Origin of the sequence: Chryseobacterium taichungense, from assembly GCF_900109935.1 — a bacterium.
Lineage (GTDB): Bacteria > Bacteroidota > Bacteroidia > Flavobacteriales > Weeksellaceae > Chryseobacterium > Chryseobacterium taichungense.
Genome location: NZ_FOBV01000002.1, coordinates 659,010 through 672,171 on the forward strand (window position 1 = coordinate 659,010; position 13,162 = coordinate 672,171).

The 13,162-nt window shown below is 36.3% G+C and carries 12 protein-coding genes; 7 read left to right on the plus strand and 5 right to left on the minus strand.

Translation table 11 applies throughout. From position 1 onward, the window contains the following. The first annotated feature begins 12 nt into the window (after positions 1-12). Both BMW64_RS06605 and BMW64_RS06610 read left to right on the plus strand, forming a co-directional pair. The gene (locus BMW64_RS06605; RefSeq protein WP_089999216.1) at positions 13-1,536 is read left to right on the plus strand and encodes an FAD-dependent oxidoreductase; all 1,524 of its coding nucleotides are present in this window, start codon (positions 13-15) and stop codon (positions 1,534-1,536) included. Positions 1,537-1,546: 10 nt separating this feature from the next. Then, positions 1,547-2,203, plus strand: coding sequence for a DUF6766 family protein (locus BMW64_RS06610; protein WP_089999217.1), 657 nt, complete (start codon positions 1,547-1,549; stop codon positions 2,201-2,203). Between the two features lie 897 nt (positions 2,204-3,100). On the opposite strand, the gene BMW64_RS06615 is transcribed toward BMW64_RS06610, so the two are convergent. The 3 genes from BMW64_RS06615 to BMW64_RS06630 all read right to left on the minus strand — a co-directional run bounded on the left by BMW64_RS06615 (position 3,101) and on the right by BMW64_RS06630 (position 4,838). Continuing rightward, entirely contained in the window at positions 3,101-3,610 is a 510-nt protein-coding gene (locus BMW64_RS06615; protein ID WP_089999288.1) for a pyridoxamine 5'-phosphate oxidase family protein, read from the minus strand. Positions 3,611-4,305: 695 nt separating this feature from the next. Then, a complete protein-coding gene (locus BMW64_RS06625) occupies positions 4,306-4,536 on the minus strand; it encodes a helix-turn-helix domain-containing protein (protein ID WP_228400863.1) in 231 nt (76 codons plus the stop codon). Positions 4,537-4,613: 77 nt separating this feature from the next. After that, on the minus strand, positions 4,614-4,838 hold the full coding sequence (locus BMW64_RS06630) for a helix-turn-helix domain-containing protein (protein WP_228400864.1): 225 nt from the start codon (positions 4,836-4,838) through the stop codon (positions 4,614-4,616). 212 nt (positions 4,839-5,050) lie between these two features. Between BMW64_RS06630 and BMW64_RS06635 the strand changes: the two genes are divergently transcribed. From BMW64_RS06635 to BMW64_RS06650, 4 genes are all read left to right on the plus strand, one after another. Continuing rightward, positions 5,051-5,230 carry a SymE family type I addiction module toxin gene (locus tag BMW64_RS06635; protein ID WP_089999289.1) on the plus strand — a complete coding sequence of 60 codons (180 nt, stop codon included), beginning with the start codon at positions 5,051-5,053 and terminating at the stop codon, positions 5,228-5,230. Between the two features lie 261 nt (positions 5,231-5,491). Beyond that, complete coding sequence (gene kdsA / locus BMW64_RS06640; RefSeq protein WP_042720039.1) at positions 5,492-6,301, plus strand: 3-deoxy-8-phosphooctulonate synthase; 810 nt, start codon at positions 5,492-5,494, stop codon at positions 6,299-6,301. Positions 6,302-6,416: 115 nt separating this feature from the next. Further along, positions 6,417-8,636, plus strand: coding sequence for a TonB-dependent receptor plug domain-containing protein (locus tag BMW64_RS06645; RefSeq protein WP_089999221.1), 2,220 nt, complete (start codon positions 6,417-6,419; stop codon positions 8,634-8,636). 126 nt (positions 8,637-8,762) lie between these two features. Beyond that, entirely contained in the window at positions 8,763-9,236 is a 474-nt protein-coding gene (locus BMW64_RS06650; protein ID WP_089999222.1) for a DUF3347 domain-containing protein, read from the plus strand. Between the two features lie 160 nt (positions 9,237-9,396). Here the strand turns inward: BMW64_RS06650 and BMW64_RS06655 are convergent, their stop codons facing one another. Continuing rightward, a complete protein-coding gene (locus BMW64_RS06655; protein ID WP_002979276.1) occupies positions 9,397-10,263 on the minus strand; it encodes a sigma-70 family RNA polymerase sigma factor in 867 nt (288 codons plus the stop codon). 561 nt (positions 10,264-10,824) lie between these two features. Further along, complete coding sequence (locus BMW64_RS06660; protein ID WP_089999223.1) at positions 10,825-11,616, minus strand: S1/P1 nuclease; 792 nt, start codon at positions 11,614-11,616, stop codon at positions 10,825-10,827. Between the two features lie 568 nt (positions 11,617-12,184). Here BMW64_RS06660 and BMW64_RS06665 point away from each other — a divergent pair. Continuing rightward, positions 12,185-13,126: a type VI secretion system baseplate subunit TssG gene (locus BMW64_RS06665; RefSeq protein ID WP_089999224.1), complete on the plus strand. Its 942-nt coding sequence runs from the start codon at positions 12,185-12,187 to the stop codon at positions 13,124-13,126. Positions 13,127-13,162: the final 36 nt, after the last annotated feature.

The following is a 13,162-nucleotide window of genomic DNA, read 5'->3' on the forward strand; positions in this document are numbered from 1 at the left end:
AAATTCTAAGTCATGCACAGAGACGGCGCAAGAAAAAGTATATGGCAGGAAGAAATAAGGAAATTTTCCTCGGAAGCCGACCTCCACCAGCTATATGATGTAGCAATAGTTGGTGGGGGGATCACCGGCGTTTCTACTGCCCTGAAACTACAACAGGCAGGTAAAAGATGCATCCTTCTGGAAGCTGCCAATATCGGTTTCGGAACAACCGGCGGAACAACCGCACATCTTAACGATTTTTTCGACACCACCTTTAAAGAAGCAATTAACGATTTTGGGTTAGATAACGCAAAACTTCTTGCCAATGCAGGTAGGGAAGCTATTGCCCTCATAGAAAACAATATTCAACAATTCGGTATCGGTTGTGATTTTGAAAGAAAAACAGGCTATCTTTTTGCTTTGGATGAACAACAACAGAAGCAACTGAAAGATATTGTAGAAGGGGCAGCTGAAGTAGGCCATGAGATGACTTACGTAGAAGAAATACCATTTCCGATTCCGTTTAAGGAGGCGGTAAGCATTCCGGATCAGGCTCAGTTTCATCCTGTAAAATATATTAAAGGTTTATGTGAAGCTTTTCTTGGTTTGGGCGGTGTTATCATCGAAGATTGCCGCAGTGAAAGCCATGATGAGCAGCAAAATCATGTTATCCTGAAAACGTCAGGAGGAGAAATTAAAGCCAAAAATGTGATCTATGCTACTCATATTCCTCCGGGAATGAGTGTTCTGCATATCACCAATGCACCTTACAGAAGCTATGCTCTGGCGTTCAGTCTGAAAGACGGCAAATATCCGGAGGGCCTGGGATACGATCTCATCGATCCTTATCATTATTACAGGGTTCAGGAAATTGACGGACAAAAACTTTTGATCGCCGGAGGAGAAGACCATAAAACCGGGCACGAAGAAGATACCGGAGAATGTTTTTCGAGACTTGAAAATTATGTCAGAAAATATTTTGATGTAGAAACGGTTTATTACAGCTGGTCAAGCCAGTATTACGAACCGGTGGATGGATTTCCATATATCGGCAAGCTTCCAGGAAGTGATGGTAAAATATTTACTGCTACAGGTTTCAGAGGAAACGGAATGATATTCGGAACCATATCGTCACAGATTTTGTCTGATCTGATCGTTACAGGAAGCAGTAAGTATGAAGATGCTTTCAGTCCGTCACGAATTAAGCCGATTGCAGGCTTTGCCGATTTTGTAAAAGAAAATGCGGTCGTAGCTTATGATTTCATTAAAGACAAACTTTTTGCTGAAAAAATCAATTCACTTACAGAAGTGAAAGAAGGAGAAGCAAAAGTGGTGAAATATGAAGGCGAATCCTATGCTTTATATAAAGAATCCAATGGAAAAGTACATCTCGTAAAAAGTACCTGTCCACATGCTAAATGTGAAGTACGGTGGAACAGTGCAGAGCTCAGCTGGGACTGTCCATGTCACGGGTCACGTTTTAATGTTAACGGGAAATTGCTTACAGGGCCTACGGTCAGAGATCTTCCCCGTGTAGATACCGATTCAGAAATTTAATTCTAAAGTTATGTCTAAAAAAGGGTTTTTATACAGAAACAGCTTAAGCATTGTTCTGATTATTTTCATGATTACCTGTCTTGCCGCACAGTTTTTTACAGGCTGGAAAACAGAAAATAAAGAACTTATGGAGAACGGGGATGCGGCATTAAGTCTGGGACAATACATTCACAGCGGGCATTTTATTCAGGCAACTTTTGAAAACTGGGAAAGTGAATTTCTTCAGATGATGCTGTATGTGTTATTAACGATTTCGCTTCGTCAGAAAGGTTCCAGTGAATCAAAATCATTGGAAGAGGAAGAAGATGTCGACAAAGAACCTGTTCCTCATCCTGATGCACCATGGCCGGTAAAAAAAGGGGGAATATGGCTTACCATTTATAAGCATTCTTTATCAATAGCCTTTGCAATCTTGTTCATCCTCAGTTTTTCCCTTCATTTCTACGGAAGTTTGAAGGATTATAATGAAGAACAGATTTCAAAAGAAAAACCCACGATCAGTGCATCACAGTATATCACAGAATCCCGTTTCTGGTTTGAATCTTTTCAGAACTGGCAAAGCGAATTTCTCGCCGTTGCATCTCTGGTAATTCTTTCCATCTGGCTTCGGGAAAAAGGCTCTCCGGAATCTAAACCTGTAGATATGCCTCACGACGAGACACCTTAATACCATTTGAGTTCATACCATAAAAAGGGCTGTCCGAAAATTTCGGACAGCCCTTTTTGAGTTTTCTTTTAATCATAATTTTACAGCATAAAGAGTCAAATATATTTTTAATTTGCTCGGAAGGAGCAATATCTGTGTAGAACTTTATTAGTTGCTTGTAATACCGGAACTCCATAAGAGTTCTATCCTATGATAGCACACCTACGGCGTGCTTGCGATTATCCTATTACTTTTTATGCTACACAGATATTGCTCCTACGGAGCATAAGATTACTTTGTTCATTTCTGGCAGAAAAAAAGCGGCTGTCCGAAAAGTTCGGACAGCCGCTTTTAAGTTTTCTTTTAATCGTAATTTTACAGCATAAAGAGTCAAATATATTTTAATTTGCTCCGTAGGAGCAATATCTGTGTAGAACTTTATAGTTGCCAGTAATACCGGAACTCCATAGGAGTTCTATCCTATGATAGCACACCTACGGCGTGCTTGTGATTATCCTATTTACTTTTTCTGCTACACAGATATTGCTCCTACGGAGCATAGAATTACTTTGTTTATTTCTGGTAGAAAAAAAAGAGCCTGTCCAAAAAAGTTGGACTGGCTCTTTTGAGTTTTATTTTAATAATAATTTTACAGCATAAAGAGTGAAGTATATTTTTAATTTGCTCGGAAGGAGCAATATCTGTGTAGAACTTTATTAGTTGCTTGTAATACCGGAACTCCATAGGAGTTCTATCCTATGATAGCACACCTACGGCGTGCTTGTGATTATCCTATTTACTTTTTCTGCTACACAGATATTGCTCCTACGGAGCATAAGATTACTTTGTTCATTCCGGATAAAAAAAAGAGACTGTCCAAACTCTCGGACAGTCTATCAATTCTTTATCTAAAGATCTTTAAATTTTTGCTTTTCCTTCCACACCGTCTGAATTATCGGTGGTGTTTCCTGTAACGGCTGCTGTGACAAAATTAACTAGACTTACCAGTTTGCCCACTTTTGTATCCCAATAATAAGATTCTCTTGGTTCCACACGAATGATGGAAACGTTTGGATCGTCTTTTCCGTCCTCAAACCATGCTTTTGCCATTGGCGACCATTTATCTTCAATGGTTGATCGGTCTTTATAGATGGTAGCATCCCCGAATACCGAAAGATACTGATAGTCTCCATTGTTCATAAAAAACAGCTGGACTCTTTTATCATCTTTAATTTCAAAATTTTTGTTGCTTGTATCGCTGCTGATAAACCAAAGATTCCCTTCATCGTCGGTTTCCTGTAAGGTCATCGGTCTTGAATTGATAGGAAGTGTTTCCAGTTCTGTACAGAACATACAGATTTTTGCACTTTCCGATAAATCCTTAATTTTTTTTACAGCGTCATGATGTGTAAGATTTTCTGTTGACATAATTTTATATTTTAGTGATTTGATAAATAAAAAGTACTGATTACTATTCAAAAATCCGACCATAGTGAACGGTGTATTCAAAATTTACATACGATAAGTAAGCATTTATAAATATTCTTTTTCAATTAAAAATTGAAATACTAAGAGCCTGTTTAAATTTTACTAAATAACTTTATAGTTTCTTCCTTAATTTTTCTAAATTAAATAAACTTTGTTTATTCTTCTATTTAAAATTAGGGTTTTAGCGAGTTAGACTTATTCAAGTTAAGGAATCAATAAATTAATTTTATTAAGCTTTTTAAGCTAAACGGGCTTAATTCCTTAATGTTAAAAATATATTATAAATTTAAACAGGCCCTTAGCTTGAAGCATTAATTCATTGATAAATAATTTTAGCATATTAAGGATGCGGAAGTATTATAAAAAACCTGCGCAGGTTTTACTTAATCGGTGCTTAGGTTTTGATCAAAAGCTGCCTAGGTTTTAGGTAAAAGGTGAGCAGTAAATGCAAAATTTCGTTTTCCATTTTCGATGTCGCTTATTGTAGCTTTAGTAATTTTTGAGCTGTTTAAAACGACATCATCTTGAGTAAGCCGAGATTTAAGCCTTAATTCTTTGACATGCTCACCAAATTTCTTTAATAATTCATCTTGTAAACGTCCATCTATTAACAGTTTATACAAAAAACAGCTAAGTTATTCATCAATTTTATACTTTTCTATATCGAAGTCGAAATCAAATAATTCTTTCGGCGGAATATTAAATGCGGAAGCCATTTTAAGAAGAGTTTCTATCGTTGGATTGCCTTTTCCATTTTCATACTTATTATAATTGCTGGAATCAAAAGCAGAATTTTGCGCAACAGCATCCATAGAATTATACTTATCCTTCCTGATCTCTTTAAGATGTTCAGAAAAAGCCTTCATATACAATTTTAAAACGTGCTTACTATCCATTTTTATAATAATTGTCTGTAAGACATAGTCCAACTTTTATTAGATTACTAATCCATTTTAAAATCAAACAATTCTTGCGGATGAACTTCTAAGCCTTTAGCCAGTTCCTGTATAGTTGAAATTCTTAGATCAACTTCTCCTTTTTCAATTTTACTGATATTACTATGGTCAATGTCACATTTTTGAGCTAACTGCCGATAGCTCAATCCCAACTTCTTTCTAAAATTTTCGACTCTTTTTCCAAAAGCTACTCTAAATTCAATTTTATCCATTATAGATATGTTATAAAAGCAATTTGGAAAGTTTATCATAAAATATTGTAGTTTAATTAACCTACATATCGAAAATTATTTTACATTTGTCACATAAATTACTCAGTCAGATAAAACACAATCTATCATATTACCTTGGCTTGTATAGGCAGGAAGTTCAGGCATTTTCAAACTTCCTCCTTTACAGCCAACAAAAACTAAAAAACATGATCATGATGAATTCAAGAAGAATTAAAATCAACACAACGTACCAGAAAAGCAGTAACCGGATGATAACGGTTTCCGAAATCCGGCTTAAAGGGAAATGGCTTGAAAAGCTCGGTTTCGAAAAAGGGAAAACAATAAACATCAAACAAAATAAAAACAAACTGACGATCACTGTTGCGAAATAGCAAAACCTAGAAACAGTATTTGGTTTCCCACATGTTGCGCAAGACTTCCGTAGTCCTCCGGAAGTTTAAAACAAGTGTGTTTGTAACCTCCTGCAAGTGCTTTTGGTTTCCCGCGGCTTACGGTAAGACCTCCTTCGTTAAGTTTTGACTAAAAGGTGCGCAAATTTTTACCAAAAGCAGGTGAATTCGGTATTTGCTCTAAATTATTTCTGATTCTGAAACTTTCTCAGTATTTTTACTGAACTTTTAATACCAAAGAAAATGATCCAGTATTTAGATAATATTCATCACAAAGATTCCAAAAACTTTTTCCTGATTGCAGGACCTTGTATCATCGAAGGTGAAGATATGGCGCTTAAAATCGCCGAAAAGGTAGTTGAACTGACTAATAAATACAATATTCCTTATATCTTTAAAGGAAGCTTTAAAAAAGCCAACCGAAGCAGGGTAGATTCGTTTACGACGATCGGTGAGGAAAAATCTCTTGAAATCCTTAAAAAAGTAGGAGAGACATTCAATATTCCTACCACAACGGATATCCATGAGAATGAGCATGCAGCCCTTGCTGCACAATATGTGGATGTATTGCAAATTCCTGCATTTCTCGTTCGTCAGACAGATCTTCTGGTGGCTGCTGCAGAAACAGGAAAATGTGTAACTTTAAAGAAAGGACAATTCCTTTCTCCGGAATCCATGAAGTTTGCCGTTCAGAAAATTACTGATTCCAACAACCAGAAAGTTGCCATCATCGAAAGAGGAAATTCATTCGGATATACAGATTTAATCGTAGATTACAGGGGTATTCCAACGATGAGAAATTATGCTCCGGTGATTCTTGACGTGACCCATTCTTTACAGCAGCCCAATCAGAGCTCAGGCGTTACAGGAGGTAGACCGGATCTTATCGAAACTGTCGCTAAAGCCGGAATCGCAGTAGGAGCAGACGGAATTTTCATAGAAACACACCCGACTCCGGAAACCGCTTTATCCGATGGTGCCAATATGCTGAGACTTGATCTGCTGGAAGATCTTTTGCAAAAATTAACCAGAGTAAGAGAAGCAATCCTTTAATTTATTCTTTTATTTTTATTAAACGTTTTGCAGGTATCTTAACAAATGTTAATAAAGTTTAAATAAGTTAAAATAAAATTTATATATTCACGTTTGAAATTCTAAAACATTTCTTTTGAAAAAACTAGTTTTACCATTGAGCCTTATGGTTCCTGCATTAGTATTCTCCCAGGTAAGAAAAAAGAAGGATACAATGAAAACCGCCACGATTGAAGAAGTGGTATTTCAGAAAAAGGTGACAGGAAGAACCAATGATCTTACCACTGTGAAAATTTCAGCTAAAGATGCTCAGAATGTAGCGAGCATTTCCGGAGGTATTGAAGGAATTATCAAAACCTTACCTTCCGTAAACTCCAATACGGAGCTTTCTTCACAGTATATGGTTCGTGGCGGAAACTATGACGAAAACCTGATCTACATTAATGATATTGAAATCTACCGGCCTTTCCTGATCAGGAATTCCCAGCAGGAAGGTTTGAGTATCATTAATCCGGATATGGTTTCTACGGTGAATTTCTCTGCCGGAGGTTTTGAACCAAGATACGGCGATAAAATGTCTTCAGCATTAAATATCTACTATCGCGAACCTGAAAAATTTGAGCTTTCAGGAGAAGGAAGCTTAATTGGCGGAAGACTTACCACAGGGTTTGCAGCAGGCAAAGATAAAGATGACAACAGAAAATTTACTGCCTTATTTTCCGGGAGATACAGAAATACAAACCTTGTTCTCAACACGTTAAAAGAAGATACAGATTTTAATCCTAAGTATATGGATTTTCAGACGTATCTCAACTATCATTTCAGTCCAAAACTAACGTTGTCATTTATAGGATATTATTCAAATAATGACTACGAAATGATTCCGAAAACAAGAGAAGTTGATTTCGGAAGTCTTTTGCAGCCGCTTAAACTGAATGTAGGATACATCGGGCGCGAAGACGATAAGTATAAGAATATGATGGGAACAGCATCGATGAACTTTAAACCGTCGGATAAATGGCGTTTTACCCTTGATGCTTTTGCTTATCAGAATCGTGAACGAGAATATTATACTATAAATTCCAGGTATTCTTTAGAAACTTTTGATCCGGTAACCGGCGCTCCCGTTACTTCGTATGATTCAGGAGGCCAGATAGAGCATGCAAGAAACGATTTATATGTAAAAACTTACGGAGCACAGTTCAGGACACGTTTTTCACCAAACATCAATACCGATATCGAACTTGGCTTTAAATATGAAAAAGAAAATTTAAAGGATCTTACCAACGAATGGAAACTGGTGGATTCCGCAGGATATAGTCTTCCGCATGAGGAATTTATAGTTCCACGGGACGCTGAAGATCTTAGACTGATGTACAACATTGCAGGCAAAAACCATATACAGCCGACACGATTTTCTGCTTATGCTCAATATTCTCAGAAGTTTTTCTGGGGCAGCAATAAAGTTTTCGTAAATGCCGGAGCGAGAGTTGCCCACTGGAGCTTTAACAATGAAACGATCTTTTCACCAAGAGCTCAGTTTGCCATCAAACCGGATTGGGATACAGATATGTTGTTCAGACTTTCAGGAGGAGTTTATTATCAGGCACCTTTTTACAAAGAAATAAAAGATCTTGATGGAAATTTCAATTCCTCTATAAAATCTCAGCGATCCATTCAGGCTATCTTGGCCAATGACTACGAATTTTATATGTATGATCGTCCTTTTAAACTGACGACAGAACTTTATTATAAGAAGATGAATGACCTTATTCCGTATTATATGGATAATGTCAGAATCCGCTATACCGGTAAAAACAATGCTTCCGGATATGCATATGGAATTGACACAAGACTCTTCGGGGAATTTGTTCCGGGTATAGATTCCTGGCTGTCGGCAAGTTATGCAAGAGTATACGAAAACATTGATGATAAAGGGAATATCCCTAGACCGACCGATCAGCGGTTCAGATTCGCGATGTTCTATCAGGATTATATGCCGGCATTTCCACAAATGCGTGTCAACCTTACATTAACCTATGCGATGGGACTTCCTACAGGAGCACCGGTGCTTACAGATCCTTATCAATATCAGAAAACATTGCCTTCCTACAAAAGGGTGGATTTGGGATTATCATATGTATTTATAGATCCGAAGGAAAAGAAAGGAGGATATGGATTCTGGGGTAATTTTGATGAGCTGACTTTAGGCGTACAGGTTTTTAATGCGTTTAACATCAGAAATACAGTAGCCAACCAGTGGATTACGGATGCAAATACCAATTTTATGTATCCTGTTCCGGTACGTCTTACAGGACGATTTTTCAATGTAAAGCTTGAATTTAAAATTAAATAAATAATAAAAGAACTTCTGGATATTCAGAGGTTCTTTTTGATTCTGTAACAACCTTCCAGAATTTTATAACAACAATATCACATATATTTTTAAATTTGTGTGTTAAATAATTTTATATCCGTTTAAATGAAAAAGTATATTATTACGGCAGTAATGTCTGTATTTTCAATAATTTCGATATCAGCACAAACTAAAAAAGATGCTCAGGTTTCAGAATTGTATCACCATTATATTGCTATTAAATCTGCTTTGGCTTCTGATGATGCTGCTAAAACGTCAAAAGCGGCTTCAGAATTTGTCGAAACATCTTCTAAAATCAACAATAAGATTATTTCTGAAAAGGAATTAAATATTCTTCGAAAAGATGCTAAAACTATTGCAGACAATAAGAATATCTCGTCACAAAGGCAGACTTTTCATCAACTTTCTGACCACATGATCGGACTTGCAAAGGAGTTTAAGCTATCACAAAATCCAGTTTACGTTCAATATTGCCCGATGGCTGATGGAAGCTGGCTGAGCGATGAATCAAAGATTATTAATCCTTATTATGGAAAATCGATGCTGTCTTGCGGAAGTGTAAAGTCTACAATTAAATAAACCCCATAAATTATAGATTATTTGCTACTTACATATTTTAAAACAATAATAACTTTAATAAAATATAAAAAGAAATTCAGTTTTGGATTTCTTTTCTTGTTTACAAAATAAAAAAACGGAACCTGAAAATCAAGCTCCGCTATTATTTTTAACTTAAAAATTATTTACCTAAATAAGATTTCAAAATCTTACTTCTGGTATTGTGTTTCAATCTCTTGATCGCTTTTTCTTTGATCTGACGTACTCTCTCTCTCGTAAGGTCGAAAGTCTCACCGATTTCTTCCAAGGTCATTGGATGTTTCCCGTTTAAACCGAAATACAATCTTACAAGATCCGCTTCTCTTGGAGTCAGCGTATTCAATGCTCTTTCGATTTCGATTTGAAGAGATTCAAGCATTAGATCTTTATCCGGGCTTGGAGATTCTCCTGAACGTAATACATCATAAAGATTGGAATCTTCACCTTCTACCAAAGGCGCATCCATAGACAAATGTCTTCCAGAGTTTTTCATTGATTCCTTGATATCTTCCTCGCTCATGTCAAGAACTTCAGCCAATTCTTCCGGTGAAGGTGGTCTTTCATTTTCCTGTTCAAGGTGAGCGTAAGCTTTATTGATCTTGTTGATCGATCCGATCTTGTTCAATGGTAATCTTACAATTCTCGACTGTTCAGCCAAAGCCTGTAAAATCGACTGACGGATCCACCAAACTGCGTAAGAGATAAATTTGAAACCTCTAGTTTCATCGTACCTTTTTGCCGCTTTCATAAGTCCCAAGTTACCTTCATTAATTAAATCCGGTAAAGAAAGACCCTGATTTTGGTACTGTTTGGATACCGATACTACGAAACGAAGGTTGGCTTTGATTAATTTTTCCAGCGCTGCTCGGTCGCCCGCACGGATTCTTTGTGCCAATTCTACTTCTTCGTCCGCAGTGATTAGTTCCACTTTACCAATTTCCTGCAAATACTTGTCTAATGAAGCAGTTTCCCTGTTGGTTACCTGCTTAGTGATTTTTAATTGTCTCATCTATTATTTCCTCAAAAAAGAGTTTCTATATATTATACGTATGAGATATCAAAAAGGTTACAATCTTTTCAATAATTTTTTATTTAATTAAATCGGATCTGAAAAATTAGTTGTAAATTATCGCTCTTACAACATAAATAGCAGGTTTTATTTTATAAGGAGTTATTAATTGAAAAGCAATATTTTTTTTATTTGAAGCTTTTTCCCGCTTTCCGTTGCAATCTTTTTTTTCAAAAAAGGATTTTCACTGCAATCGGGGCTAGGATAGAGGTCAAAAATATTACAACTAGACGTCATAAAGAATTCATCATTCAATTGCGTAGCATATTCGCTTTCATAAAACCACCCCGACAAAAATTCTTCGAATTTTCGCCACCTCTCCAGAGGAGGGGAATTTTAATACCGCTGAAAATTAACTTATTATTTCCGATCGAGTCGCTATTGATTATTAGCTCATTCACCGATTTACTAATTCTTTAACAAAAAAAAGCGAAACCGAAGTTCCGCTTATAATATATAATGAATAGTAAAATTGACTATTCACAATTCATGATTCATTCTTTAAAAAAGCTCATTCAACCATTTTGCAAGTCTTAAGCCGCCGTACAAAAGCTGTCTTTCCATCGTATCGTTGAATTTGTACTGATAGTCGTAAGACAACTTAGAATCCATCGGTGTCTGTGCATAGATCTTGTTGGCAATTTTGTGTGAATCATACAACCAGTCTTCCAGTGTTCCTTTCTGGATTTGCTTTACTTCATCATCAGATTTAATGTCCAACAGTTTTGCATATTCTGTATAACTGTATTTTTGAGAATCCACCAGTTTCCCGTCCCATACAGAATGTAAATTTGTTTTTTCTCCGAAATACGTGACATTAATTTTATTCCCTCCTAAATCTTCAGCTCTTCCTACATGTAAAGGCTGGGCAAGATCTCCCATGATGTGGATAAGAAAAATCAAAGCAATTTTTCTGTCTTTTTCAGAAGTTTTTTGGTCTTTGAGCTGACTGGAAAGAACATTCACCTGAGTATACAAGCTTGGTCCTGCCTGAGCTTTAAGCTTCTCTTCAAAAACTTTGAAATCTGTTTGCGGGTCAATATTCACATAATGCCATGAAGAAGCCTGTTTCCATACGCCGGTAGTATCAGATTTAATAAAATCCGGCCAGTTGGCCCAGTACGCAAGACGTTCTTTCCCCATGATTTTTCTAACCTCTCTTCTCGCTTTCCCGGAAAGATGGTTCTCCGCAATTTCTGCAATAATTCTGTGCCCTGTCAACCCCCATGCATATGAATAAAGGGAAGATGCGATGAACGCCATAACCAGGATTTTTGAATACATACTTTTCATTGTAATAACATTTTCAGGCTGCAAAGATACGGTTAATTTTAAGGTTCAGATTAAGGTTGAAAGAAGGATCAGGAAATTTAATCAAATCTTAATTTCAGTGGAGAAGGGAAAGGTTGAGGCCGAGACTAAGGTTTAGTCAGGTTGTAACGTTGATTTATTCATTTAATAATTCTTTATTTATAGTGTAAAGTTCTAATTCAACCTTATATATTATTTTTAGAAATCAAAGCAAATTAAAAATTGCTAAGCCTTGGAAACGCAGCTTTATCAATTAATTTGTTGATTCTTCTTTGCTCACTTAAAAGATTAAGTCTTCAAATAAAATCTTTGCGCCAAAAATGAATGATGATTTTGTAACATTTAATCAAATTTAAACAGACTCTCACCCTCAACCTCAGCCTTAACCTCAACCTTAATCTTAGTCTCAGCCTTACCTTCAACCATATTTTTCTCTTTTTCTTCTTTTAATCACAATTATTTACTATTTTTAGAATAAAATTAATTGTAAAATATTTTTTCAAGAATTTGAGAAATATTATTTTTACAGGCCAAAATCACAGCAAACACTATGTATGAGAATAATATTGTAGAAATGCATTACAATAAACTGCAGACAGACTTCAAAGCGGAAGCTGTAGCAGTCAATCTCTTGAAATATCACAGAGCAGTAAGCAATATTTTTATCGAACGGATCGGCATTAACGACCGTGCTTATCTTAAGGATATTAAGGGCATCACAAGTGACTACCTCGGATTCGATGAAGAGGTTTTCACTATAGAAACATATAGGGAAGGTATTTACGATTATCTTCCGGAAGGACTTTTCCATCCGCCTTCACTAGGTGCAACCAGGAAAAATGTAGAAAATGTTGTCCGGGAAATCCGTAAGCAGAAAAGAGTAGAAGAAGACGCCCGAAAATTTTTCAAGCCTTTTGAACTGGAAATATTTTTCACTGAAATAAGCGCTCTTCTTAAAGAATTCGATTTTGAAATTGCCAGCGATACAGATGCGCTGCTGGATACAGTAAGCGAACTGTGGCCCCTGATTAAAATGATGGATCAGCAGAATGCTTATATTTTCATTTATATTTTGCCCTTTTTTCATCAGATACGCGGTGATAAAGCCTGGTTTGAAAGATGCATGACCGCCTTTCTTCAAATTCCTGTGCAGATAACTTTCGCACCGAATATCATCGCAGGTATTGAAGAGGAAAATGATTCTATGCTGTTGGGTAATTCACGGCTGGGAGTCACTTATATTCCCAGCGGAAATCACATGGACGGACAGCGAAACTGGGTCGTCAACATTGGGCCGATTCCTTATGCGGAAATGAAAAAATATATCAACGGTAGTCCTTTCCGGAAGGTGCTTCAGGCGATGTATGATTATTTCCTGCCGGTAAGTGTTGATATTGAAGAAAATTTCATCACTGAAAAAAAAGAATATTCTTTCGCTTTAGAAGATGATGAAAGAAATGCAAACAGGCTTGGATACTCAACATTCCTCTGAAAATTTTTAACTATATTTACTTCACCAATTAAAAAT